A 24,250-nucleotide genomic window follows, 5' to 3' on the forward strand; every position below is an offset into this window, starting at 1 on the left:
GTCACAGGCCATTTGTGGAGATGGCACGTGCTTATGGAGCCCCCGCCGGGCGGGGGAGGCCGTAGCGTAGTCCTCATGGGCAAGGCGTTCTGGATCGATCAAGAGTTCGACAGAGACCGTGACGGGCGCTATGCCGTACACGTTCGCAAGAATCTGGAAGAGTTTGAATGGGGTGACATCGCCCCCGTCAGGTTCGCGTGCGCCGCGTGGCGGCTGGCCACGCCGCCGGCGCTGACCCCCGGTTACGTACGGTGGGACCGGCGCGTGCTCGACGCCACCTGCCACCGCAACACCTGGGACGGCTCGCTCTACGCGCGGGTCAGGGTCGTCTCGCCGCTGCCCGAGGAGCTGACCCGCTCGCGGGCCTGGTGGCGCGACCGGGGGTGGCTGGGCTGGCAGGAGACCTTCGGCCAGTACGTCGAGCCGACCCAGCAGGACCTGGCCCGGCACCCGTTCCTGCGGACCTCGCTGCTCCTGGAGGTGCCCGTGCCCCTGGACGACCTGCCGCCCGAGCCCGAGGGGCCGCACGACGAGGTGGAGCAGCGCGCGCACCGGGCGGTGGTGGTGCTGACCCGCGAGCTGAACGCGCTGGTCGCACCGGTCCTCGACCAGCTCGGCCCCTGACATGGCCGCCCCGGCGCGGGCGAGCCGGGGCGCGACCTCCCCTACGACTGCGAGGTGGAGGGCTGACCGGTGATCACGGCGACGATGCGGGTGCCGTCGGGGAAGGCGCCCTGGCGGGCGAGGTCGAGGATCCCGTAGAGCATCTTCGCCACATAGATGCCCTCAACACGATATTTCCCGATAAATGCGTCCAAAGCGGGGGTCGACTTGGCGTAGCCGCCGAAGTGGTAGTCCAGGTTGAGCTCCCAGTTCGCCCAGGTGCGCCCGTACGCCTCCCGCTGCAGCCTGGCCACCTCGCCCGCGAGGAAGCCCGCCCCCTTCAGCACCGCGAACCCGATCGCCCGCTTTCCCTCCGGCAGCCCCGCCGAGATCCCGGCCAGCGTCCCGCCGGTGCCGACCGGGCAGCAGATGACGTCGTACTCCGCGGAGATCTCCCCCGGCAGCTCGGCGCACCCGCGCACGGCGGCCGCGTTGCTCCCGCCCTCGGGCAGGATCGCCACGTCGTCGCCCCAGCGCGCCCGCAGCCCCGCCAGCACACCCTCGGTGTGCTTGAGCCGGTAGGAGGCCCGGTCGAGGTAGGTCAGCGTCATCCCGCACGCCCTCGCGTGGGCGAGCGAGGGGTTCAGCGGCAGGTGCTCCTCGCCCCGGATGACCCCGATGGTCTCGATCCCGTGCCGCCGCCCAGCCTCGGCCACGGCCCTGATGTGGTTGGAGTACGCGCCGCCGAAGGTCAGCAGGCGGGAATGGCCCAGGTTGTACCGGAGTTTGCGGGGTTTGTTGTCGTCGTGCGTCAGGAACAACCGGACCCGGCCGAGCCCGGGATCCAGGAGCTCTTCCATGGCGCTAGTCTACGGTCGAGCCTTTGTTGAGGAGTGTTCGATTATGCGCGTTGTTGAAGCTTTCCGTGCCGCCTATGGCGCGGCCCCCCAGACCGTCTGGCGTGCGCCCGGCCGGGTCAACCTGATCGGCGAGCACACCGACTACAACGACGGCTTCGTCCTCCCCTTCGCCGTGCCGTGGGGCGTCACGGCCGCGATCACGCCGCGCACGGACGGCACCATCCGGCTCCTCTCCCTCCAGGCTCCCGGCGATCCCGTCACGATTCCCGGTCACGACCAGTCTGCGGGCTGGACGCGCTACGTCGTCGGCGTCTTCGCCATGCTGGGCGACCGCGTGCGGGGCGCGGACATCGCGATCGACGGCGACGTCCCGAGGGGCGCCGGCCTCAGCTCCAGCGCCGCCCTCGAGGTGGCCGTCGCCTCGGCGCTCAACGACCTGCACGACCTGGGCATGACGCCCATGGAGATCGCCCTGCTCAGCCAGAAGGCCGAGAACGACTTCGTCGGCATGCCCTGCGGCATCATGGACCAGGCCGCCTCGGCGCTGTGCGAGGAGGGGCACGCGCTGTTCCTCGACTGCCGCTCGCTCGGCTCCCGCAACATCCCGCTCGACCTGGCCGCCCACGGGCTGAGCATGCTGATCATCGACACGCAGGTCCACCACGAGCACGCCGGCGGCGAGTACGCCAAGCGCCGCGCCGAGTGCGAGTCGGCGGCCCGCAAGCTCGGCGTCCCGGCCCTGCGCGACGTCACGGACCTGGCGGCGGCCCTCGATCAGCTCCAGGGTGACGAGCGCAAGCGCACGATGCACATCGTCACCGAGAACCACCGCGTCGAGGCCCTCATCGGCCTCCTGCGCGCGGGCGCCGTCACCGAGATCGGCGCGCTCCTCAACGCCTCGCACCTGTCGCTCCGGGACCAGTACGAGGTCTCCTCGCCGGAGCTGGACGTCGCGGTCGAGGCCGCCATCAAGGGCGGGGCGCGGGGCGCCCGGATGACGGGCGGCGGCTTCGGCGGCTCCGCCATCGCCCTGGTGCCGGTGGAGCGCCTGTCCAGTGTCGAGGAGTCGGTGACCGCCGCGTACGCGGAGCACGGCTTCCAGGCTCCGCGCTTCCTGCCCGCCGTCCCGGCCCGCGGCGCCCACCGCCTGGCCTGAGCCGCTTACCCTGCCTCCTTAAAGGGGCGGGAAGTTCGGCGGGCGTCGCTCCAGGAAACTGGCGACGCCCTCCGCGAAGTCGGGGCGGTCGAAGGAGGCCATCATCTCCCGGACGGCCGCGGCGGCGGAGTCCTCCAGGGTGGCGTCCCAGTCGTGCCACACCTGCCGCTTGATCACCGCCATGGACGCCGGCGAGCTGTAGGCCGCGAGCTCCCGGGCGTACGCCCGCGCCTCGGAGAGCAGGTCCTCCCCCGGCACGACCCGGTTGACCAGCCCGAGCTCGTACGCCTCGGCCCCGGTGAACACCCGCCCCGACAGCAGGACGTCCATGGCCCGCTGCTGCCCCATCAGCTTGGGCAGCACCCACGACAGCCCGTACTCCGCGATCAGCCCCCGGCGCGGGAACGCCGTGGTCCACTTGGCGTCCGCGGCCGTGAAGACGATGTCGCAGACGAGCGCGTGCACCATGCCCAGCCCCGCGCAGGCCCCGTTGACGGCGGCGATGATCGGCTTGCCGATCGTGGTCGGGAACGTGTTGGGCCGCGGGTCGGGCTCCACGTCGTAGGTGCCGTTCTGGATCGCCGCCAGCGCCTTGAAGTCCGCCCCCGAGCAGAACCCCTTGCCCGCGCCCGTGACCACGACGGCCCGCACCTCGGGGTCCTTCTCGGCCTCCGCCAGCAGGTCGAAGTAGCGCCGTCCCAGGGCGTCCGTCCACGCGTTGAGGGTGTCGGGACGGTTGAAGGTCAGTGTGAGTACGCCCTGGTCGAGGGATGAGAGCATGAGTTCTGCCATGCCCTAACCGAACCATGTTCTAGGCCGGGAAGGCAAGGACGGCGGCTGGCGGTGATGGACGAAGGCGGGGCTCAGGACGCTGGTGTCGTAGTAGCGGTGGAAGACGGGGGTGACGCCGCCCGACATCGGGGGCACGATCCACGACCAGTCCGCCGGGCAGACGCGGCCGGCCTTCTCCTCGCGCGACAGATGGGTGAGGAAACGGCGCGACTCGGTGTGGTGATCGGTCATCGTGACCCCCTCCCGCTCGAACGAGTGCAGCACCGCCACGTTAAGCTCCACCAGCGCGTGGTCCCGCCACAGGGTCCGCTCGGTCGAGGTGTCCAGCCCGAGCCGCTCCGCGACGACCTTGAGCTGGTCGTACCTGTCGGCGTCCGCGAAGTTACGGGCGCCGATCTCGGTGCCCATATACCAGCCGTTGAAGGGCGCACACGGGTAGCAGATGCCGCCGATCTCCAGACACATGTCGGAAATAGCCGGAACGGCATGCCAACGCAGGCCCAACTCCTCGAACCACTGATACTCCGGATGCACCAGTGGCACCTCCAGCACGACGTCACCCGGCAGGTTGCACAGCAGCGGATCGCCCAGGCTCGGCTGGATGATCAGCGGCAGCACGTCGAACCGGCCGGACCTGCCCTGCCAGCCCAGCGCCTTGGCCAGGTCGGTGAGCTCCGCGTTGTGCGGGTCCCCCACGATGCGGCCCTCCCGGGTGCGGTGGCCCGCGTACCGGATGAGCTGGTCGTTCAGGATCCGGGGGCCGGGCAGCGCCGGGGTGTCGGGCGGCAGGACGGTCACCGTGGGCCTGATCCTGCCGTTCCCGGTGGCCACCCGCAGGTGCTCGACGCACTCCAGGGCGACCCCCTCGGCCGTGGTCACCTGCCGGCGGTCGCGCACCTTCAGCGAACGCCAGTAGAGCCGCCCGATGCACCGATTGCTGTTGCGCCAGGCCACCCGGGCGCCGAACTCCAGCTCCTCGTACGTGTGGGTGTAGGTCCCGTGGCGGGCCACGTCTCTGGAGACGTCGCGCAGCCGGGCGTGCAGGCCTCCGGCCTGGGGGTTCTCGGCGTGGAAGAGCCTGATGAAACGCTCCGCCTCGCGGAAGTCGGTGGTTCGCTCAAGCACTGCCTGCACGGTCAGGGCATCGAAGGGGCGCAGGCTCGTAATCCAGGTACGCACGCGGCAATCAGCACTTCTCCGTCATCGGATCGCCCCGCCGATTCCGGGTCGGCGACACGTCCTGGTGGCGGCGCCCTCTCCTCGCCCCCGTCGACCTGCCCGCGGCTCCCGGCCCAGAGGACCGGTAAACCATCCTTACCAGCCGCTCTCAGCTTTGTCCTGCCAAACCATGAAATGAACGCGCCCCGGAAGGCTCCGGGGCGCGGTGAGCGGCTAACGGCCCGCGTAGTCCCTCCACACACACGTGAGGTGGACGACGCGGCTGCGGTGCCAGCGCTTGCCGGCCTTGACCTTGTACGGCAGCTCCCCGGCCGGGACGCTGATCGACAGCCGGTCCGCGGGCACGGTCGTCACGCCGTCCACGGTCACGGGCTGGGCCGGCTCGATGTACTCCTCGTCCACGAGCTCGGCCACCCTGGCCTTGGAGAACTTGACGACCTTGCCGTCGGTCAGCCAGCACGTGAGCGGGCCGGCCGGGAGGTCCGGCTCGCCGTGGACCCTGACCAGCCCTTCGCCGCGCACCTCGATCGGACCGTCGTCGGCCAGCGCGGACCCGGCCATACCAGCGAGCCCGAGGGTGACGGCGGTGAGGACGACGGCGGCGCGTCGCTTGAACATTGGGGTCTCCTTCCCCGATTCGATGAGACAGCCCGAGGGTGGCGCGGCGCACCTGAAGGAGGGCTTAAGGCACCCGAAGTGATCTTCAGGTACGCCGCGCTGTCGGATCGCTGAAAGTTCTTCAACGAAATCCGGGAGGCGGTGTCGGATCGGGGCGGTGGTGTTCGTAGCAGGGGTGAGGCCGCCCGCAAGGGGCGGCGCCGAGGTGGAAGGAACCGCGATCATGAAGCTTGGTCGAGTCGCGGGTCGACTCCAAGGGCGTGACGACCCAGGTCTACCGGCCGGCCGGGCGCCCGCAGTATGCAAACTGACCGGCTCTGTCTTGACACCACAGGAGATGATCCTCAGATGCGGTACCTGATTTCCGTGATCCACGACCAGGCCGGCCTCGCCACCCCGGACGAGGACGCTGCGATCGACGTGTTCAACGACCGGCTCCAGGCTGACGGGCACTGGGTCTTCGCCGGCGGCCTCGCCTCGCCCGACACGGCCACCGTCATCGACAACCGGGGTGGGGAGGCGATGGTCACCGACGGACCCTTTCTGGAGTCCAAGGAGTACCTCGCCGGCTTCTGGATCATCGAGGCCCCCGACCTCGACGTGGCGCTCAAGCTGGCAGCCGAGGGGTCGAAGGCCTGCAACCGGAAGGTCGAGGTGCGGCCGTTCCAGTGAACAGGATCGACGTCCGCGAAGCGATCACCCGGGCCCACCATGAGGAGTGGGCCCGGGTGGTCGCCTCCCTGACCAGGCGCTTCGGTGACCTCGACATCGCCGAGGAGGCGGCCGCCGAGGCGTTCGCGACCGCCGTCCAGCGGTGGCCGGCCGACGGCGCGCCCCCCAACCCCGGCGCCTGGCTGACCACCACCGCCAACCACAAGGCCATCGACCGGATCCGGCGCGAGAACAAACGCGACGACAAGCACAAGGAGGCTCAGATGGTGTACGACGACGACCCGCCCGAGCCTGCCGGCATCATTGACGACGACCGACTCCGGCTGATCTTCACCTGCTGTCACCCGGCGCTGGCGATGGAGACCCGCGTGGCGCTGACGCTGCGCATGGTCGCCGGCCTGACCATGCCTGAGATCGCCCGCGCCTTCCTGGTGGCCGAGAGCGCCATGGGGCAGCGGATCACCCGCGCGAAGGCCAAGATCAAGGCGGCGCGCATCCCCTATCGGGTGCCGTCCGCGGAGGATCTCCCGGCACGCGTCTCCGGTGTCCTCGCCGTCCTCTACCTCGTCTTCAACGAGGGCTACCTGGCCACCGGCCCCGACACCGATCCCGTACGGCACGAGCTGACCGCCGAGGCGATCCGGCTCACCCGCCTGATCCGTGCCCTCCTGCCGGACGACGGTGAGGTGGCCGGGCTGCTGGCGCTGATGCTCCTCACCGAGGCCCGCCGCCCCGCCCGGGTCTCGGCCCGCGGCGAACTGGTGGCCCTCGACGAGCAGGACCGAGGGGCCTGGGACACGGCGCTCATCGCCGAGGGTCACCGGCTGGTGCGCGAGCGCCTCTCCGCTGCCGCCGCCGGGGTGGCTCCGGGCCGCTACCAGATCCTCGCCGCGATCAACGCCGTGCACACCTCCGCCCGCGACATCCGCGACACCGACTGGTCGCAGGTCCTCGCCCTGTACGACCAGCTCGTCCGCCTCGACCCCTCACCGATCATCGCCCTCAACCGGGCCATCGCGGTCGCCGAGCTCGACGGCCCGGAGGTGGCGCTGGCGGCCGTCGACCGTCTTGAGCCCAGGTTGGCCGGCTATCACGCCTACCACGTCACCCGCGCCGACCTGCTGCGCCGGCTGGGCCGCGGCCGGGAGTCGCGTGCGGCCTACGACAAAGCCATCGAACTGGCCGGCAACACCGCCGAGACCGCCTCCCTGACCCGCCGCCGCGACCAGCTGCGGTAACGCCCACGGACGCATCTCGCACGGGAGGCGATACGCCGAGGACGACGTGTCCCTGGCCGACCTGGCCACCGAGTACAACGTCGGACGCTCCACCATCCATGGTTGCGGTCCTTCGAGGAAAGGGGGGAGGCACGCCCCACCCGAGGCCGACGCGCAGGCATGTCCCCTACGGACGCACCTCCCGGCCCGGGACGAGGGGCCGTCGGGTCCTGAAGGAGCCAACAGTCTGGAGACGGGCTCACGGGTGACGGTTGACGAGGCCGAGGTCCAGGGCGGCCAGGACGGCCGAGGTGCGGTCGGAGACGCCCAGCTTGCCGAACACCCGCAGCAGGTACGTCTTGACCGTCGCCTCCCCGATGAACAGCCGCCGGCCGATCTCTCCGTTCGTGAGCCCCTGGGCCACCAGCTCCAGGACCTCCCGCTCCCGCTCCGACAGCACGGGCACGGCGGGCCGCCGCCCGGCCAGCCGCGCGGCGACCGAGGGCGAGAGCACCGTCCGGCCGCCCGCCGCCGCCCGCACGGCCGACGCCAGGTCCGCCCGTGACACGTCCTTCAGCAGGTATCCGGCCGCGCCCGCGGAGACGGCCCGCAGGATCTCCCCGTCGTCCTCGTACGTCGTCAGCACGATGACCCGGTGGCCGGGCCCCAGCCGTTCGATGGCGCTGACCCCGTCCCCGCCCGGCATGCGCAGGTCCATGAGGATCACGTCGGGCAGCAGCCGGGGCACGACGACCACGGCCTCGTCCCCCGACCCGGCCTCGCCGACCACCTCCAGGTCCGGCTCGGCCTGCAGCATCCCGCGCAGCCCCTCGCGGACGATCGGATGGTCGTCGACGATCATCACCCTGAGCATGGCAGCTCCACCATGAGCGTGGTCCCCTGGCCGGGCGAGCCGGTGATCCGGACGGTGCCGCCGAGCCGGGTCACCCGGTTGCGCATCGCGCGCAGGCCGTAGCCGTCGCCGCCGGCCGAAGGGTCGAAGCCGCACCCGTCGTCGGAAATCGACATCCGTACGGCCGGGCCCGGTACGTGTTCGAGGGCCAGCCGTACGGAGCGGGCGCGGGCGTGCTTGCGTACGTTGGCCAGCCCTTCCTGAGCGGCCCGCACCAGCGTCTCCGCCACGAGGGCGGGCGCGTCGGAGGCCCCGGCGACGCTCACCTCCACGGGCAGCTCGAACCCCTTGGCCAGCCGCCCCAGCGCCTCCTCCAGCGAGGCGCCCTCCAGCGCGGGCGGCGCCAGGGCGGCGATGAGCGCGCGGGTCTCGGACAGGTTCTCCCTGGCCGTCTCCATGGCGCGCCGCACGTACGGGTCGTGCCCGTCCCCCGCGGCCTGCAGCAGCATCATGATGCTCGCGAACCCCTGGGCCAGCGTGTCGTGGATGTCACCGGCCAGCCGCTCGCGTTCGGCCAGCATCCCGGCCTCCTTGCTCACCTCGGCCAGCTCCTCCCGGGTGCGGTCGAGCTCCGCGATCAGCCGGGCCCGCTCGGTGTTCTGCCGCCCGAGCCGGTCGATGAACACCCCCAGCAGCGTACTGGCCGACAGTCCGAGGACGATCGCCACCGCGATCAGCAGCGGGTGCGAGCCGTTCTCCGCCATGAGCTGGATCGCGGGCCCGGCGAACATGGCCACCGTCACGGCCACGGCCCGCGCCCGCCGCAGCGCCATGAACGTCATGGGGATCAACGCCGACAGCGCGACGGAGGACTGCGACGCGAGCAGGTTGGCCGCGGTGAACAGGACGAGCATCGCGGCGGCGTGCCACCAGCCCTCCTTGGTGGGCGCGACCGGCGCCCGCACGGCCTTGCGGCCCCACAGCGCGTACGAGACGGTGATCAGGAGCAGCAGGATGATGGCGACCGGCGCCCCGTCGTCCACCACGATGATGATGATGGTCGCGATCAGCACGATCGCGAAGTACGCGTCCCAGAAGGGATAGGAACGCAACCAGGCGTTCTCCGCCCGCGCGTCCACGGGACTGCCCATGATCGACATTTTACCGGGAACATGTCCACCGATCGGAGGACAGACCCCCGTCCTGCACCGCGCGATCGTATGCATATGACCCAGAAGACGTATCCCCGCCTGATGCTCGCCCTGACCGTGATCTATGGGCTGGTGATCGCCCTGCTCGCGCTGCTCCAGACCGGCGGGGTCGGCATCGTCGCCATCGTCGGCGGCGTCATCGTCGGCCTCGGCTGGGCGCTGACCGGTATCCTCACCAAACGCCCCTCCTGACCACCGCCATCGCCACCAGTCCCCGCAAACGCGAAAGGCCCCCGGTAAGGGGGCCTTTGGTGTGGCTCCCGCGATAGGACTCGAACCTATAACCTGCCGGTTAACAGCCGGCTGCTCTGCCGTTGAGCTACGCGGGATCGTGCGTCTGCGCATTTCCTCGGGGCTGTCGGCCCCTCCGTCGTGCGCAGGAATAGATTAGCGCACTCCGGGAGTGCGTGTCGCATCGTAAGCGGGGTAGGCCCGGAGACAGCGGAGGTGCAAAATGCGTTATCGAGTGACATTCGCTGTGGGTCTGGCGATCGGCTACGTGCTGGGCAGCCGGGCCGGGCGCGAGCGGTACGAACAGATCAAGCGGACGGCCCAGCGTGTCGCCGACAGCCCCAGGGTGCAGGAGGTCGCCGGGGTGATGGGCGCGCAGGCGTCGAGGCTGGCCGGGGTGGCCAAGTCGAAGGTGGGGGCGACATTGCAACATCGCATCCCGTTCCTCAGTGCCGACAACCACCACCCCGACACGGGCACGGGCTGGCCTGAAGAGGACATCGTGGACAAGAAGGCCCGCGAGAGCGGGATCCCTTACTGATCAGACAGGGCAGGGCATGGGCGTGGGCGCCCCACACGGCCCCACACGGCTCCGTACGGGCGTCCACAGCTGGGCCGGGCGCACACGTCCATGCTCCGCCGCAGCCCTTCCACGAACGTCACACGTCCATGCTCCGCCGCAGCCCTTCCACGAACGTCATACGTCCATGCTCCGCCGCACCCCTTCACGGGCGTCATACGCCCATGCTCCGCCGCAGCCCTTCCAGGGCCTGTTCGGCCTGCGCGCGCAGGCCCGGGTCCTCGGGGTCGAGGCCGTCGTCGAAGACGAAGGTCCAGCCGCGCACCTCACCGCCGGGCCGGCGCCTGGCCACCAGCCGCACGCCGCCCCTCCCCGGGAGTTTCACGTGCTTGTTGACCACGATCGTGGAGTTGACGCGCTCCCGCACGGTCTCGGGCAGCATCCGCGGGTCGGTGATCTGCTCGGCGTGCCGCGCGCCGTCCGTGGTGAGGATCCGCACCCCGTCGTCGTCCCACGACGCCTTGTCGACCATCTCGTACGGCACCCGCGTCCCGTCCGTCAGGTAGAGGGCGAGGTTCGTGGCCACCACATAGCCGGAGACCGCCCCGGCGGCGAACGTCAGCACCCGCTCCCCGGGCTCGGTGGCCAGGGACTTGCGCACGTCGGCGGGCAGGCGGCGGAAAATGCTCATTCCTCCACGTTATCGGCGAGCAGATCGAGGGTGAGCGCCGCGCTCCACGAGAAGTCCCTGCACCCGCGCCCGCTGCCGTCGAAGGGGTCGAAGCACTCCCGGAACCCGGCCTGCCGGACCAGGCGCAGGGTGCCGTTGGCGAGCTGCTGGCCGAGCTGGTCGAGCGAGTGCACGGCCGCGGCCCTGCGCAGCAGCCAGTTGGTGTTCACCCACGAGGGGCCGCGCCAGTAGCGCGTACGGTCGAACTGGGGGGCCCGAATCTCGCAGCTCGGCACCGGATAGCCGGTGGCCCCCATGAACCTGGCCGACTCCAGCACCTCCACCGCCGCGTGCAGGTGGTCGCTGGGCAGCCCGGGATCCAGCAGGGGCCCGAACCCGCCCACCGTGCAGACCCGGATCAGCCGGTCGGTCCGCAGGTCGCGGGCGTAGAAGCAGCCGTCCCACAGGCGGTCGAGCATGGCCTGCCTGATGCGGTCGGCCTGCTCGGTGTGGGGGACGGGGTCGGCGCCCGCCAGCGGCGCCAGCTCGGCCAGGGCCTGGCAGGAGGCCAGCCAGATCCCGTTGAACATCGGGTCCTCGATCGCGAACGGATGCTCGTCCCGCAGGTATTCGGCCCGGTATCCGGCGTCCCGGTAGCGCATGGCCAGCCAGACGTAGCGGTCGTGGTCGCTGTCGGGGTGGCGCTGCTCGAGCTCCACGTGGCGGTAGCCGTACCTGATCGCGGGCAGCGCGTTCAGGGGCTCGTCCCAGGAGGGGCTGTCGTCCATGCCCGACTCCCAGGGATGCACGATCGCCGCCAGACCCGCGCCGCCGAGATCGCGGGCCGAGGAGAGGTAGGCGTGCTGCGCCACCAGCGCCGGGTACGCCTTCCTGACGAACGCGACGTCGCCGGTGTGCCGGTAGAACCACCACAGCGCCAGCGCGTGCAGCGGTGGCGAGGTGAGCCCCGAGGTGAGTACGCGTGGCGCGGCCTCATGCTCCTGCGAGCGCCACACGGACGGCCCCGGGAAGTACGCCTCGCGCGTGTGGAAGACGATGTGCGGCACCATCCCGGTCGCCCACTGCCCCCGCAGCAGGCTGAGCAGCTCGTCGCGGGCCCGGTCCGGCCGGTGCCTGGCCAGACCGATGACGACGAACGCGGAGTCCCAGCTCCATTGGTGCGGATAGAGACCTGGCGCGGGCACGGTGCCCGTGCCTGTCCAGTTCGCCTCGAGCACGGCCAGTGCCTCGCGCCCGAGCGCGGCATCGTCGACCGCCGGCCGCGCCTCCATCACACAACTATGCCTGGGGAAACCCCAAGACGCTATGTCCTCTTGACCCACTTCGACAGGAGCATGACGCCGAACGCCACGGCACCGATGATCAGTCCCCACTTGAGCAGCGTGAGCGCGAAGCCCACAAGGGGCCCGAGAAGTACGAGTGCGGCCACGACGGCCGCGATGATCAGCAGAATTCGTCCCATGCCTGCAACGGTAAAAGATCCTTTAAGCGAATTGCAGGCGATGCAGGGTTGAATCAGGGACAAGTCAGGGGCCACCCCTACTCTTGGAACCAACCGGCCGATCCCCCCGTTGTGCCGGTAGGAGCAAGGGTTCGGGGGAGGCCTGCTTCACGGGGAGCGTGATGAGCCTGGGACCACCTATGAGCAGGGAGGGCGTCGAGCACGCACTGCGCGCTCGAGCCGACGAACGCGACCGCGTCTCCGGCGACCTGCTCGATCTCGAATCCCACACCACCTATCAGCTGCTCAAGGGATCCTCCTTACGCGGGGAGACACAGCGGAGATGGGCCGCGGCGCAGGAGTCGCTGGCCACGCTGTGGTCTCTGAACGACGCGTACCGGGGGGTGCTGCGTGACGCGGAGCAGATCAGGGCCACGCGCGCCAGGCTGACCCCCGAACAGCTGAGCCGGCTGACGGAGCTGCTGGCGGGCCCGTCCGTGGTGCTGCGGGCCACCGCCAAGCCCGTCGAGCAGCGCTCGCTGCTGCCCCAGAAGGACGAGCGGCTGACCCTCGACCAGACCCTGACCCGGATGGACGCCGCCTTCCGCGAGGTCACCTCCGCGCTCAACGACATCGACGCGGTGTGGAACGCCGTGCTGCCCCGCCTCGACGGCGCCGACGGCGACCTACGCCACATCCGCGACCTCGAACGCCGGTTAGGCGAGGGCGCCGACCTGACCGCGCAGGAGGCCGAGCTGAAGCGGCTGCGCGGCTCGGTGGTCGAAGACCCGCTGGGCCCGTCCGCGGAGCCGGACCTCGACCGGCTGACCCGGCTGCTGGCCGGCTCCCGCGCGGAGCTGGAGCTGGCGCTCACCGTCAAGGACGAGTTCGCCAGGCGGCGGGAGGACCTCGTGGCCGCGCTCGACCGGGTACGGGGGGCCGAGAGCGAGGCCAGGCTGGCCCACGGCGCGGTGGTCGTGAAGATCGCCCTGCCTCCGCAGGCCCAGCCGCGCGGCCGGGCCGAGTCCCTGGCCGCCGAGCTGGACGCGCTCGACGCCTCGGCCGACACCTGGGTGCTGCGGGCCAAGCGGCTGGCGGCGCTGGAGGAGGAGGCCCGCAAGGCCGCCGAGCAGTCGCAGACCACGGCCAAGGCGCTCTACGGCCTGGTCAGCAGGCGTGACGAGCTGCGCGGGCGGCTCGGCGCCTGCCAGGTGATGGCGGTGCGCAAGGGCCTGGCGGAGGACCCGGCGGCCTCCGAACTGTTCGAACGGGCGCGCGTGCTGCTCTGGACCGCGCCCTGCGACCTGACGAGGGCGGCGGCGGCCGTCGAGACGTACCAGCGCGCGATCCACGGAGGTAAGCCATGACCCGCTGCGCGCAGCCGGGCTGCACGGGCACGATCGAGGACGGCTACTGCGACCTGTGCGGCCACTCGGCGAGCACGCCGGCGCCGCCGCCCGCTTCTGTGCCCGTTTCTGGGCCTGTTTCGGTCCCCCTGCAGACACAGCCGGTGAGCCGGTCCGTCACCTCTCCGGTGAGCAGCGGCAGGTCGCGGCCCGGCGTGCTGGCCACCATCGCCGACCTGCCGTCGGTGCCCTACCGCGACCCGGCCACCGCCGTGATGGCCGACCCCGTGGTGCCCGAGAACAAGCGGTTCTGCGCCAACCCGGCGTGCGGGCAGGAGGTCGGGCGCTCCAGGGAGGGGCGGCCGGGGCTGACGGACGGGTTCTGCCCGCACTGCCGTACGCAGTTCTCGTTCACCCCCAAGCTGGACAAGGCCGACCTGGTGGCGGACCAGTACCGCGTGCTGGGCTGCCTGGCGCACGGCGGGCTCGGCTGGATCTACCTGGCCTCCGACGAGAACCTCGACGGCATGTGGGTCGTGCTCAAGGGCCTGCTCAACACCAACGACGCCGAGGCGCTGGCGGCGGCGGAGGCGGAGCGGAAGTTCCTCACCACGGTCGACCACCCCAACATCGTCAAGATCCTCAACTTCCAGCGCTCCGGCGGCTTCGGCTACATCGTCATGGAGTACGTGGGCGGCCAGTCGCTGCACGAGCTGCGCCGCCAGGGCCCGGTGCCGCTGCGCGAGGCCCTCATGTACGGCCGGGAGATCCTGCAGGCGTTCGCCTACCTGCACGAGCACGGCATGGTCTACTGCGACCTCAAACCGGCCAACGTGATCAGGGTCGGCAAGCGGCTCAAGCTCATCGACCTGGGCGCGGTGCTGCCCATCGGCGCGCCGCCGGGCTCGGGCTGGGCCACGCCCGGCTACCACGGCCCCGAGGTGGAGACCCACGCCGCCGCCGCCACCGCCGACCTCTACACCGTGGCCAGGACGCTGGCGGTGCTGGCGATCCCGGGCTTCTCCCCGTACGCGAACGGCGTGGCCACCCCGCTGCCCGAGGACTGCGGGCACCCGTCGTTCACCCGGCTGCTGCGCAAGGCCACCGCCGTCAATCCCGCCGACAGGTTCCAGAGCGCGGAGGAGATGGAGGAGCAGCTCGTCGGGGTGCTGCGGGAGGTCAGCGCCATCGAGGACAAGGTCCCGTACCCGGCGCCCTCGCCGATGTTCGGGCCCGAGCGCGGCGCCGTGGGCACGGCGCTGGCGGAGGAGAGCGACGTGGTGTTCGGGCCGCTCGATCCGGTGGCCGTCGCGCAGGCGCTGCCGGTGCCGCTGGTCGACCCCGCCGACGCGGCGGCGGGCGCGCTGGCCGGGCTGCTGGGCAGCGACGGCAAGGAGCTGATGGACCAGCTCGCCGCGCTGCCGAAGACGCCCGAGACGAAGCTGATGCGGGCCAGGCTGCTGGCCGAGTGGGCCTCGGCCGAGGCCCCCGTCGCGCTGAACGAGCTGGACATCGAGCTGCCCCGCGACTGGCGGGTGACCTGGTACCGCGGGGTGCTGTGCCTGACCACGGGGCGGCCGGAGGAGGCCGCCGCCATGTTCGACGCGTGCCTGTCGGCGCTGCCCGGCGAGCTGGCGCCGAAGCTGGCGCTGGCGTTCGCGCTGGAGTGCGCGGGCAAGCCCGCCGCCGGCTGGTACGAGGCCGTGTGGCGGACCGACCACTCGTACGTGAGCGCGGTGTTCGGGCTGGCCAGGTCGGGCCGGATGAGCGTGCTCGACGAGGTGCCCACCCATTCGGTCCACCGGGCGCGGGCGCAGGTGGCGCTGGCGGTCTCCGTCGTACGGGGGGCCGACCTGAGCAGGCTCACCACGGACGACCTGGTGGGCTCGGCCGACCGGCTGGCCAAACAGGCCGACCTCGACCCGCGCCGCCGCGACGTGCTCACCGCCGAGCTGCTCACCTCGGCGCTGACCTGGCTCGAGAGCGGTTCGCCGCCGAAGGGCGCGCAACTGGCCGAGGCGCCGTTCACCGAGCAGGGGCTGCGCAGGCGGCTGGAGTCGATCTTCCGCAAGCTGGCCGTCGCGGCCGAGTCCCGCCAGGAGCGCCACGCCCTCATCGACCAGGCGAACGCGGTGCGCCCGAGGAGCTGGTTCTGATGGATCCGCAGCGAAGCGAGGACATCCATCAGAACGCCCCGAGCGCGGCTCGGCAAAAGGACGCCATGAGTTGTCCCGTGTGTGAGGCGCCCGTGCTCGCGGGTGACACCTACTGCGAGGCGTGCGGGCACACCCTGGGCGCGCCGACCTGCGCGTCGTGCGGCGCGGCGGCCGTGGACGCCGAGGGCTACTGCGAGCGGTGCGGCCTGCGCCAGCCCACCGACAGGGACCACGCGGAGACCGTGATCGACGGCGGCGCGGCGGCCGTGACCGACAAGGGCCTGCGCCGCAGCCGCAACGAGGACGCGGTGGCGCTGCTGACGTCCGGCGACGCGATCGTGACCGTGGTCTGCGACGGCGTGGGCAGCTCGCCCAGGGCCGACGAGGCGTCCGCGGTGGCCGTCGAGACCGCCTCGTCCGCGCTGGCCAGGGGGCTGGGGCAGGAGGAGGCGTTCGAGCTGGCCGGGCGCGCGGTGACCAAGCTCGCCACGTCCGTGGACGACGCCCCCGCCTGCACGTACATCGCCGCCGTGGTCGAGCGGGGCCGGATCACGCTCGGCTGGGCCGGCGACACCAGGGCCTACTGGCTGCCGGGTCCCGCAGGCCGGCCCGGCGTCATGCTGACCGTGGACGACGCGATCGAGACCGGCGAGATCACCGGCTGGCTGGGCGCCGACGCCGTCGACGTCCCGCTCCACGTACGCACCCTCATCCCGGAGGAGCCCGGCCTGCTGCTCGTCTGCAGCGACGGCCTGTGGCGCTATCTGGACGGCTACGCCTTCCCCAGCTCCGGAACCCCCATCGACATGGCCCGCGAGATGCTGCGCCACGCGCTCGACTCCGGCGGCCAGGACAACGTGACCATCGCCTTGATCCCCCTAGGAGTGACGCATGGGTGAGCAGCCGACCTTCACCTTGACGATCGACCAGAACAAGTACCTCTCCACCGACGCCCGCGACGTGCACGCCATCCTCACGGTCAGCTCCACCGGCGGCGTCACCACGCAGTCCGTCGCCGCCGAGGCCGCCGAAGTGATCATCATTGACACGTCCGGCTCGATGAGCGGCAGCAAGATCCGCGAGGCCAGGCAGGCGGCCACGACCGCCGTCCACACCCTGCGCGACGGGGTGTATTTCGCGGTGGTCGCCGGCACCGAGCGGGCCAAGGTCGTCTACCCCGGCGGCAACGCCAACCTGGTCAGGTCGAGCCCGGCCACCAGGGCCGAGGCCGAGCGGGCGATCAGCCGGTTGAGCGCGCACGGCGGCACCGCCATGGGCGAGTGGCTGAAGCTGGCCGGGCATCTCCTCTCGGCGCACCCGTCGGCGATCCGGCACGCGCTGCTGATGACCGACGGCCAGAACAACGAGCGGCCCGAGGTGTTCGCCTCGGTGCTGGCGGGCTGGAGCGGCAAGTTCGTGTGCGACTCCCTGGGGATCGGCGAGGACTGGGTGCCCGCCGAGCTGCGCAAGGTCGCGGAGGCCATGCTCGGCTCGTTCGACTACGTACGCAACCAAGGGGATCTGTCGGAGTTCTTCCGCAGGCTGACGCAGACGTCGATGAGCAAGACCGTGGCCGAGCTGTCGCTGCGGGTGTGGGTGCCGCAGACCGCGACGCTGAAGTTCGTCAAGCAGGTCTCCCCCACGCTGCTCGACCTGACCGGCAAGCGCACCGACGTGAACCCGCTGACCGGCGACTACCCGACCGGCTCCTGGGGCACGGAGGAGCGCGAGTACCACATCTGCGTGGAGGTGCCGCCGGGGCAGATCGGGCACGAGATCAGGGCCGGCTGGGTCAAGCTCGTACGCCCCGACACCCAGGAGGTCCTGGCCAGCGGGAACGTGCTCGCCCAGTGGACCGACGACCTGGCGCAGTCCACCCGGATCAACGGCAAGGTCGCCCACTACACCGGCCAGGCCGAGCTGCACGAGCTCATCCAGGACGGCCTCAGCGCCCGCGCCATGGGGGACGTCGACACCGCGACCGCCCGCCTGGCCAAGGCCCAGCAGCTGGCCGCCCAGTCGGGCCGCGAGGACACGGCCAGGCTGCTGGAGAAGGTGGTCGAGGTCGATCCGGCCACCGGCACGGCCCGGCTGCGCAGGAACGTGGACAAGGCCGACGAGCTCGAACTCGACACCGGCTCCGTCCGTACCAGCCGGCTGCGCAAGGAAGGAAACTGATGGCCACCTGTCCGCAGGGGCACCCGTCAGGCGCCGACGACTACTGCGACGTCTGCGGCGCCCAGATGGGGGGCGCGCCCGCGGCCGCGCCCCAGCCCCAGGCTCCGGGCCCGTCGGTGGAGGCGTGCCCGGTCTGCCAGACGCCGCGCGCCGGGCAGTTCTGCGAGGTGTGCGGGCACGACTTCACCGGCGGCAGCGCGCCCGTCGCGGTCCCCGTGAGCGGGGTGCGGTTCGAGGCCGTCACGGCGGCCGACCGGACCTACTACGAGAAGGTCATCGCCGAGGGCGGGCCCGACGCGGCGGCGATGGCGTTCCCGCCGTACTGCCCCGAGCGCTCGTTCGCGCTGATGGGCGAGCAGGTACGCATCGGGCGGCGCAGCCGGGCCAGGAACGTGGCCCCCGAGATCGACCTGACCGGGCCGCCCGAGGACCCGGGCATCTCCCACCTGCACGCCGTGCTGCTGGCGCAGCCGGACGGCTCGTGGATGCTGGTCGACCCGGGCTCCGCCAACGGCACCCAGGTGAACGGCAAGCCCGTCAAGGTCAACGTGCCGGTCAGGGTCGGCGCGGGTGACCGGATCCACCTGGGCGCGTGGACCGTCATCACCATCAGGGAGGGCACGCCGTGACCCTCGCACAGCCCCAGGCGCCCCAGGCCCCCGCGATGCCGGCGGCGGGCGGCCCGCCGCCGGCGCGCCGGAGCGTGCCCGGCAGGATCCGGGTCATCACCGGCATCACCGTCGCCTCGCTGGCGCTGCTCTTCGGGGCGCTCGCGGTCGGCAGCATGACCGCCCGCGACGGCCTGCAGGTCATCGGGCGCGACGCGGGCCCGCAGGTGGTCGCCACCGCCGATCTCTACCTGGCGCTGAGCGACATGGACGCGCAGGTGGCCAACGTGCTGGTGATGGGCGACCAGTACGCGCCGCAGCGCGCGCAGGCGCTCGACCGCTACGAGGCGGCGCGGTCCAGGGCCAACGAGGCGCTGATGCAGGCGCTGTCGCTGGCCGACACCAAGGCGGAGCAGGCGACGGTCCACGCGGTGCTCGACCGGCTGGGCCGCTACGAACGGCTGACCGGCCAGGCGCTGCTGCTGGACGAGCGGTCCAAGCACGCGCCGGGGCCGCCGCCCCAGGACGTGGTGCTCACCTACCGCGAGGCCACCAAGCTGATGCGGGTCGAGCTGCTGCCCCAGGCGTACAACCTGACCTTGGAGAGCGGCACGATCGTGCGCGCCACCTACGACGAGAAGACCGTCATGGTGCCCCTCCTGCGGGCCGCCGTGGTGGTGGCCGGGCTGCTCGCGCTGGGCTGCCTGATCTGGCTGCAGGTCTTCCTCGCGCGGCGCTTCCGCCGGGTGTTCGGCCCGGCGCTGCTGGTCGCCACCGTGACGACCGCGATCGCGCTGATCTCCGGGCTGACCGTGCTCGCGCAGGACGAGAACGCGCTGCGCACGGCGAAGTCGGCCGGGTTCGACTCGGTGCTGACGCTGGCCAAGGCGCGCTCGATCAGCAACAGCATGCAGGGCGACCAGAGCCGCTATCTGCTCGACAAGGAGTGGGCCGACACCTACGAGCACACGTTCCTGGACAAGGCGATGTCGGTCGTCTACCTCAAGGCGGGCAACCTGCGGACCTACCACGACCAGGTCGCCAAGGGTGACGACGACGTCCTCGGTCTGCTGGGGCCCGAGCTCGTCGGCAAGCAGGGCGATCAGGCCATGGAGGCGTACCGGAGCTTCCAGGCCGCCGACGGGAAGTTCCGCGAGCTGGTGGCGGGCGGCAGGACCAACGAGGCGGTCGCCGAGCGGCTCGGGCCGGTGAGCCAGGCGTTCGACGCCTATGACCGCGCGCTGGTGTCGCTGTCCGCCGGGCATCAGGCCGTGTTCACGCGGGCGATCGCGACCGGCGAGGGCTCGCTGGACAACCTGTGGCGGCTGTTGCCGTTCGCGATCGGCGCGATCGGCCTGCTGGTGATCGCAGGGGTGTGGCCACGACTCAAGGAGTACCGGTGAAGCGGGCGTTGGCAGCGGTGCTGGCCCTGTTCGCGACGGTCGTCGCGGGCTGCGGGACGGACGGGCAGGAATCGGTCCTGGACAAGGACAAGATCGTCATCGCGGTACGGCCCGACCTGCCGTCGGTCGGGTTCCGCCGCCCGGACGGCGGGTTCGAGGGCTTCGACGTGGACGTGGCCGCCTACATCGCGCGCAAGCTGCACAAGCAGGCCTCCTACATCCCCGTGCTGGCCGCCGACCGGGCGAAGGTGCTGACGGACGGCAAGGCCGACCTGGTGCTGGCCACGTTCACGATCGACCAGGAGCGCAAGAAGGACGTGCTGTTCGCGGGGCCGTACCACGTCTCCTACCAGGACATCCTGCAGCGGCCCGACGAGACGATCAAGAACGTGCGCGAGCTCAAGGGCCGAAAGATCTGCGCGGTCAAGGGCTCGAACGCGGCCCAGCGGGTCGTGGAGGAGCGCGAGGTGCCGGCGCAACTGGTGCCGTTCGACGACTACAAGGCGTGCCTGACGGCGCTGAAGAGCAAGCAGGTCGACGCGGTCACCACCAACGACGTCATCCTGGCGGGGCTGGCCAACCAGGACGGGACGGGGCTGAAGCTGGCCAACGCGCAGTTCAACGAGCAGCGCACCGGGGTGGGCATGCGCAGGAGCGACGTGGCCGGGTGCGAGGCGGTCAACCGGGCGATCACCGACATGTACCAGGACGGGACGACCGCGCGGCTGCTGAACCGGTGGTTCGGCAAGTCGGGGCTGGACCTGTCGACGGTCGCGGTGCCGCAGTTCGAGGGCTGCTCCTGACGGCCGCGGACATGGGAAGGGCCCGGGCTACGAGGCCCGGGCCCGTTCCCTTGGGATCCCTCCGGATCAGTCCAGATAGTCCCTCAGCATCTGCGCCCGCGTCGGGTGCCGGAGCTTGGCCAGGGTCTTCGACTCGATCTGCCGGATGCGCTCCCGCGTGACCCCGAACTCCCTGCCCACCTCCTCCAGCGTGCGCGGATGACCGTCGGCGAGGCCGAAGCGGAGCTGGATGATGCGCTGCTCGCGGTCGGACAGCGTGGCCAGGATGTCGTCGAGCTGGTCCTGCAGCATGATGAAGGCCGCGGCCTCCATGGGCACGACGGCGTCGGCGTCCTCGATGAAGTCTCCGAGGTCGGAGTCCTCCTCACCGATCGGCGACTGCAGTGACACCGGCTCCTGGGCGATGCGCTGGATCTCCACCACGCGATCGACAGGGAGGTCCATCTCCTTGGCGATCTCCTCGGGAATCGGCTCGCGGCCGAGGTCCTGGTGGAGCTGGCGCTGCACGCGCACGAGCTTGTTGATGGTCTCCACCATGTGCACGGGAATGCGGATCGTCCGCGCCTGGTCGGCGATGGCCCTCGTGATCGCCTGCCTGATCCACCAGGTGGCGTAGGTGGAGAACTTGTAGCCCTTCGTGTAGTCGAACTTCTCGACCGCCCGGATGAGCCCGAGGTTGCCCTCCTGGATCAGGTCCAGGAACAGCATGCCGCGGCCCACGTACCGCTTGGCGATCGACACCACGAGCCTGAGGTTGGCCTCGATGAGCCGCTGCTTGGCCCGGGTGCCCTGCCAGACGAGCTCCCTGAACTCCGGGAAGGCCAGGCGCGAGACCCCGCTGCCCAGCTTGTCCTCGGCGAACAGACCGGCTTCGATCGACTTGGCGAGCTCCACCTCCTCCTCTGCGGTCAGCAAAGGCACACGGCCGATCTCCCGTAGATAAATACGGACCAGATCGCTGGTCGGCGCCCGCTTGCCAACGTCTTCCTCATCGGCGCGGGTGGCCTCCTCGTCGCCCTGGGGCTCGAGGACCTCCACGCCGTTCTCGGCGAGCATGCGCACGACGCGTTCCAGCGCGTCGGACGGCAACTCGGATCGGTCAAGCGCGGCTGCGACGTCATCGACGGTTACGCTCCCGCGCTCTCTTCCCTTCGCGACGAGGTCCGCCACCTGATCTACCGATGGCGGACTGCTTGGCAGCACCGATGCACCCACGGGAGACAGTCTGCAGTATTGGTTCCATCAAATGGCAGACCCATTTTTGTCACCGAAGGTAAGACTAACGTCCTTACCGAATTGAGATCACTTAAAGGTTTAGCCGGAGTTTGATCAGGAAAGTAAAGTCAATTACGCGGTCTGGATTCCCGGCGCCCGGCGACACCCTCCGGTCGGACGCAACTCTTTCGCTGCCCGGAAGTCGTCGGCCATCCTCATTGTCGCTGTATTGGACCGAGCCAGGCTCGCGGGCTTTCCCTGGTCAACCGCCCTGATATCCCGCTTGTCATCGCGGCCGAACTGTTATCAACCGCCCGCGTGGTATGCCCGCTTCACAGGGGTTCGGTAGTCGTCCGCGACCTGGCTCGCGCCGCTGTCCACGTCGATCCGGACCAGCCGTGTCCGGCCGCCGCCGTCCACGCGGAGCGTCACCTCCCGCTCCCCCGTCCAGGTGGCGGCCGCGGGCTTCTGGACGGCGATCTTCTCGCTCACCTGCCTGCTCGCCAGGTCGTACACCACCAGGCCCGGGGCCTGGCCCGGCACGTACACGGCGATCCTGCGCCCGTCGGCGGCCAGCGCCGCGACCTTGCCGTCGCCGTCCCACTCGGGCAGGTTGAATCCCACGATCTGGGGCGGCGTGTCGCGGCGGAGCACGCGCCCGCGCAGGTCCGTGACGGCCAGGTCGGTCGTCGAGCCGCTCCGGACCAGCAGCATCTCACCGCCGTCGCCGCTGAACCCGGCCGGGTTCCAGTTGAGGGGCGCGGGCAGCGAGCCGATCTTCTTCCCGGTGACGGCGTCGAACACGCGGCCCCGGTGGGAGCCGTCGTTGTCGAAATAGGCCAGCCGGCGGCCGTCCGGCGACAGCATCAGCGTCGTCTCGTCCACGCCGGCCTCGTTCCTGGGCTGCTTGATCGATCCCACGCGCTTGCCGGAGGGGTAGGTGACGAGGGCTCTGTCCGCCGCCCTGAAGTAGGCCATGCGGGCCCCGTCGGCGCTCACCGCGACCGGCCGGTCGCCCTCCCCCAGCGCCTTCAGCGTGCGCGTGGCGCCGCTGCGGAGCACGACCTGGAGCGTCCTGCCCTTGAGCGGCGCCGCGTAGCGGATCGGGTCGCTCGTGGCCCCCGCGGCCGGCGTGATCGCGAACGGCGCCAGCAGGGCGGCCGCGACGGCAAGGTGGCTCACTCTCACTTCGGCACCCCCGCACGGATCGTGTACTTGTCCACCTGCTTGGTGGCCCCCGTCGCGGGGTCGAGCGCGTAGACCCGGGTGGTCCGCCGCAACTCCTCGTCGGAGCCGATGACGCGGCGGAGCTCCAGCCGCCCGCCCGGCCCCCAGGCCAGGCTCGACATGCCCTGCGTCGCCTTGATCGGTCTGCCCTTGCCCGCCCAGGCGCGGGCCAGCAGGTCGTACGCCCGCACCCGCTCGGGCTGCTTGCCCGCCGTGGGCGGCCGCACCAGGAGCGTGTGGCCGTCGGCCGCCAGCACGAACTCGGAGTCCCTGGACACGACCTCCTGGGGCGGCGTGTCGGCGACCGGCCCGCCGTCCAGCGGGTACGCGAGCACCTCGATCGTGTTGTCGTCCTTCGCCCTGGTCGCGAGCACCTCGTCACCGTCGGCGCCGAACCCCTTCGGCACGTCGGTCGCCGGAAGCGTCCTGACCGTCCGGCCGGTCGCCACGTCGACCACCATCGGCGCGCGCGGCTTCGCCGCCTCCGCGAAGCCGACCAGCAGGCGGCGGCCGTCGGGCGACAGGAACAGGTCGACGTACTTGGTGCCCACGCCCTTGCCGTAGGCGGGCAGCACGGTCGCCTTGCCGCCGGGCCACCGCTCGACGACCACCCGGCCGTCGCGGGCCCTGACGTAGGCGATGGTGCCGCCGTCCCCGCTGACCTCGAACGGCGCCGGATCGTCCTCCACCTCGTCGGCCCGCGTCCCGTCGGCCTCGGTGGCGTACCGGGCGGCGGCGGGGAACTTCACCCAGCGGCCGTCGCGGAGGTAGAGGTACCAGGGGGCCTTCTTGCACGGGATGAAGTAGTCGGCGCCGCAGTTGGGCAGATGAGCGGCCCGGACCGGCGAGCTCTTGGCCGCCCCCGCCTCCGCCGTGCCGGCCGCGCCCGCCACCATCGCCACGGCCGCCAGCGCCCCTAGAGCCGACGTGATCTTGACTCTCACGCCGGTTTAGACCGCTTTGCCGCCGCAAAGGTTGATCACAAACCCATCACGCCCGGCAGGCGGCGCAGTGCCCAGGGCGGCGTGCGGGGGTCAGCTGCCGGCAGCGCGGTCGCGGAGGACGCGGCGCTGTTGCTCCAGCGCCACCAGCTCCCCGAACAGCTTGTTGTACTCCTGCTGCTCCTCCACCGGATTGAGCCGCTGCATCCGCGACTTCGCCTGCGCGATGGCCCGGTCGACCGCGATGGCCTCGATGGCCGCCAGCATGGCGCCGGCGTAGCGTTCCTCGGCGTGCGCGTCCGCCTGGATGGGCTCCACCGCGAAGCGGG

Annotated in this window: 26 protein-coding genes and 1 tRNA gene; 13 read left to right on the forward strand and 14 right to left on the reverse strand. The window is 71.1% G+C overall.

Translation table 11 applies throughout. The features are described from left to right. The first annotated feature begins 75 nt into the window (after positions 1 to 75). Entirely contained in the window at positions 76 to 624 is a 549-nt protein-coding gene (locus AB0L65_RS03065) for a hypothetical protein (RefSeq protein WP_364239787.1), read from the forward strand. 41 nt (positions 625 to 665) lie between these two features. Here AB0L65_RS03065 and AB0L65_RS03070 read toward each other — a convergent pair whose 3' ends face one another. After that, positions 666 to 1,463 carry a pyridoxal-phosphate dependent enzyme gene (locus tag AB0L65_RS03070; RefSeq protein ID WP_364239788.1) on the reverse strand — a complete coding sequence of 266 codons (798 nt, stop codon included), beginning with the start codon at positions 1,461 to 1,463 and terminating at the stop codon, positions 666 to 668. 43 nt (positions 1,464 to 1,506) lie between these two features. Between AB0L65_RS03070 and galK the strand changes: the two genes are divergently transcribed. After that, positions 1,507 to 2,619, forward strand: coding sequence for a galactokinase (gene galK / locus AB0L65_RS03075; RefSeq protein ID WP_364239790.1), 1,113 nt, complete (start codon positions 1,507 to 1,509; stop codon positions 2,617 to 2,619). 18 nt (positions 2,620 to 2,637) lie between these two features. Here the strand turns inward: galK and AB0L65_RS03080 are convergent, their stop codons facing one another. The 3 genes from AB0L65_RS03080 to AB0L65_RS03090 all read right to left on the reverse strand — a co-directional run bounded on the left by AB0L65_RS03080 (position 2,638) and on the right by AB0L65_RS03090 (position 5,208). Beyond that, positions 2,638 to 3,411: an enoyl-CoA hydratase-related protein gene (locus tag AB0L65_RS03080; RefSeq protein WP_364239792.1), complete on the reverse strand. Its 774-nt coding sequence runs from the start codon at positions 3,409 to 3,411 to the stop codon at positions 2,638 to 2,640. Between the two features lie 3 nt (positions 3,412 to 3,414). Next, the gene (locus tag AB0L65_RS03085) at positions 3,415 to 4,536 is read right to left on the reverse strand and encodes a nitric oxide synthase oxygenase (RefSeq protein ID WP_364239794.1); all 1,122 of its coding nucleotides are present in this window, start codon (positions 4,534 to 4,536) and stop codon (positions 3,415 to 3,417) included. A gap of 267 nt (positions 4,537 to 4,803) precedes the next feature. Beyond that, the gene (locus tag AB0L65_RS03090; RefSeq protein ID WP_364239795.1) at positions 4,804 to 5,208 is read right to left on the reverse strand and encodes a hypothetical protein; all 405 of its coding nucleotides are present in this window, start codon (positions 5,206 to 5,208) and stop codon (positions 4,804 to 4,806) included. 348 nt (positions 5,209 to 5,556) lie between these two features. Between AB0L65_RS03090 and AB0L65_RS03095 the strand changes: the two genes are divergently transcribed. Together AB0L65_RS03095 and AB0L65_RS03100 are read left to right on the forward strand one after the other, a co-directional pair. Continuing rightward, positions 5,557 to 5,880 (forward strand): YciI family protein, encoded by a 324-nt coding sequence (locus AB0L65_RS03095; protein WP_364239797.1) that lies wholly within the window; start codon positions 5,557 to 5,559, stop codon positions 5,878 to 5,880. Beyond that, positions 5,877 to 7,118, forward strand: coding sequence for a DUF6596 domain-containing protein (locus AB0L65_RS03100; RefSeq protein ID WP_364239798.1), 1,242 nt, complete (start codon positions 5,877 to 5,879; stop codon positions 7,116 to 7,118). Before AB0L65_RS03095 ends, AB0L65_RS03100 begins: the two co-directional genes overlap by 4 nt. Positions 7,119 to 7,356: 238 nt before the next feature. On the opposite strand, the gene AB0L65_RS03105 is transcribed toward AB0L65_RS03100, so the two are convergent. Next, positions 7,357 to 7,971, reverse strand: coding sequence for a response regulator transcription factor (locus AB0L65_RS03105; RefSeq protein WP_364239800.1), 615 nt, complete (start codon positions 7,969 to 7,971; stop codon positions 7,357 to 7,359). Next, entirely contained in the window at positions 7,959 to 9,101 is a 1,143-nt protein-coding gene (locus AB0L65_RS03110) for a sensor histidine kinase (RefSeq protein ID WP_364239802.1), read from the reverse strand. The genes AB0L65_RS03105 and AB0L65_RS03110 overlap by 13 nt, the downstream gene beginning before the upstream one ends. Positions 9,102 to 9,176: 75 nt before the next feature. Between AB0L65_RS03110 and AB0L65_RS03115 the strand changes: the two genes are divergently transcribed. Continuing rightward, a complete protein-coding gene (locus tag AB0L65_RS03115; RefSeq protein WP_364239804.1) occupies positions 9,177 to 9,353 on the forward strand; it encodes a hypothetical protein in 177 nt (58 codons plus the stop codon). Between the two features lie 62 nt (positions 9,354 to 9,415). Here AB0L65_RS03115 and AB0L65_RS03120 read toward each other — a convergent pair. After that, a tRNA-Asn gene (locus tag AB0L65_RS03120) sits at positions 9,416 to 9,490 on the reverse strand. A 125-nt stretch (positions 9,491 to 9,615) separates the two neighbouring features. Between AB0L65_RS03120 and AB0L65_RS03125 the strand changes: the two genes are divergently transcribed. Continuing rightward, a complete protein-coding gene (locus AB0L65_RS03125; protein WP_364239805.1) occupies positions 9,616 to 9,933 on the forward strand; it encodes a YtxH domain-containing protein in 318 nt (105 codons plus the stop codon). Positions 9,934 to 10,126: 193 nt separating this feature from the next. On the opposite strand, the gene AB0L65_RS03130 is transcribed toward AB0L65_RS03125, so the two are convergent. The 3 genes from AB0L65_RS03130 to AB0L65_RS03140 are packed head-to-tail and all read right to left on the reverse strand — an operon-like array spanning position 10,127 to position 12,065. Continuing rightward, positions 10,127 to 10,603, reverse strand: a complete 477-nt coding sequence (locus AB0L65_RS03130) for a hypothetical protein (protein WP_364239807.1) — start codon at positions 10,601 to 10,603, stop codon at positions 10,127 to 10,129. Continuing rightward, positions 10,600 to 11,874, reverse strand: coding sequence for a hypothetical protein (locus AB0L65_RS03135; RefSeq protein WP_364239809.1), 1,275 nt, complete (start codon positions 11,872 to 11,874; stop codon positions 10,600 to 10,602). Before AB0L65_RS03135 ends, AB0L65_RS03130 begins: the two co-directional genes overlap by 4 nt. Before the next feature lie 32 nt (positions 11,875 to 11,906). Continuing rightward, positions 11,907 to 12,065 carry a hypothetical protein gene (locus tag AB0L65_RS03140; RefSeq protein WP_350725179.1) on the reverse strand — a complete coding sequence of 53 codons (159 nt, stop codon included), beginning with the start codon at positions 12,063 to 12,065 and terminating at the stop codon, positions 11,907 to 11,909. 179 nt (positions 12,066 to 12,244) lie between these two features. Here AB0L65_RS03140 and AB0L65_RS03145 point away from each other — a divergent pair, with 179 nt between their 5' ends. From AB0L65_RS03145 to AB0L65_RS03175, 7 genes are all read left to right on the forward strand, one after another. After that, positions 12,245 to 13,411, forward strand: a complete 1,167-nt coding sequence (locus tag AB0L65_RS03145; RefSeq protein ID WP_364239811.1) for a hypothetical protein — start codon at positions 12,245 to 12,247, stop codon at positions 13,409 to 13,411. Continuing rightward, positions 13,408 to 15,546, forward strand: a complete 2,139-nt coding sequence (locus AB0L65_RS03150; RefSeq protein ID WP_364239812.1) for a tetratricopeptide repeat protein — start codon at positions 13,408 to 13,410, stop codon at positions 15,544 to 15,546. The genes AB0L65_RS03145 and AB0L65_RS03150 overlap by 4 nt, the downstream gene beginning before the upstream one ends. A 77-nt stretch (positions 15,547 to 15,623) precedes the next feature. Further along, positions 15,624 to 16,445, forward strand: a complete 822-nt coding sequence (locus AB0L65_RS03155) for a protein phosphatase 2C domain-containing protein (RefSeq protein WP_364239814.1) — start codon at positions 15,624 to 15,626, stop codon at positions 16,443 to 16,445. Then, complete coding sequence (locus tag AB0L65_RS03160; RefSeq protein WP_364239815.1) at positions 16,438 to 17,724, forward strand: VWA domain-containing protein; 1,287 nt, start codon at positions 16,438 to 16,440, stop codon at positions 17,722 to 17,724. The genes AB0L65_RS03155 and AB0L65_RS03160 overlap by 8 nt, the downstream gene beginning before the upstream one ends. After that, positions 17,724 to 18,353, forward strand: coding sequence for an FHA domain-containing protein (locus AB0L65_RS03165; RefSeq protein ID WP_364239817.1), 630 nt, complete (start codon positions 17,724 to 17,726; stop codon positions 18,351 to 18,353). Before AB0L65_RS03160 ends, AB0L65_RS03165 begins: the two co-directional genes overlap by 1 nt. After that, positions 18,350 to 19,735: a hypothetical protein gene (locus tag AB0L65_RS03170; protein WP_364239818.1), complete on the forward strand. Its 1,386-nt coding sequence runs from the start codon at positions 18,350 to 18,352 to the stop codon at positions 19,733 to 19,735. Before AB0L65_RS03165 ends, AB0L65_RS03170 begins: the two co-directional genes overlap by 4 nt. Beyond that, a complete protein-coding gene (locus AB0L65_RS03175) occupies positions 19,732 to 20,538 on the forward strand; it encodes a transporter substrate-binding domain-containing protein (protein WP_364239819.1) in 807 nt (268 codons plus the stop codon). Before AB0L65_RS03170 ends, AB0L65_RS03175 begins: the two co-directional genes overlap by 4 nt. A gap of 66 nt (positions 20,539 to 20,604) precedes the next feature. Here the strand turns inward: AB0L65_RS03175 and rpoD are convergent, their stop codons facing one another. The 4 genes from rpoD to AB0L65_RS03195 form a co-directional block, all read right to left on the reverse strand. Beyond that, positions 20,605 to 21,741 carry an RNA polymerase sigma factor RpoD gene (gene rpoD / locus AB0L65_RS03180; protein WP_363967273.1) on the reverse strand — a complete coding sequence of 379 codons (1,137 nt, stop codon included), beginning with the start codon at positions 21,739 to 21,741 and terminating at the stop codon, positions 20,605 to 20,607. A 318-nt stretch (positions 21,742 to 22,059) separates the two neighbouring features. Further along, positions 22,060 to 22,941: a hypothetical protein gene (locus AB0L65_RS03185; RefSeq protein WP_364239820.1), complete on the reverse strand. Its 882-nt coding sequence runs from the start codon at positions 22,939 to 22,941 to the stop codon at positions 22,060 to 22,062. Further along, the gene (locus tag AB0L65_RS03190; RefSeq protein WP_364239821.1) at positions 22,938 to 23,924 is read right to left on the reverse strand and encodes a hypothetical protein; all 987 of its coding nucleotides are present in this window, start codon (positions 23,922 to 23,924) and stop codon (positions 22,938 to 22,940) included. The genes AB0L65_RS03185 and AB0L65_RS03190 overlap by 4 nt, the downstream gene beginning before the upstream one ends. Before the next feature lie 90 nt (positions 23,925 to 24,014). Then, entirely contained in the window at positions 24,015 to 24,239 is a 225-nt protein-coding gene (locus AB0L65_RS03195) for a hypothetical protein (RefSeq protein ID WP_364239822.1), read from the reverse strand. Between the last annotated feature and the right edge of the window lie 11 nt (positions 24,240 to 24,250).

Source organism: Nonomuraea sp. NPDC052116, assembly GCF_040680035.1.
Taxonomy (GTDB): Bacteria; Actinomycetota; Actinomycetes; order Streptosporangiales; family Streptosporangiaceae; genus Nonomuraea; species Nonomuraea angiospora_A.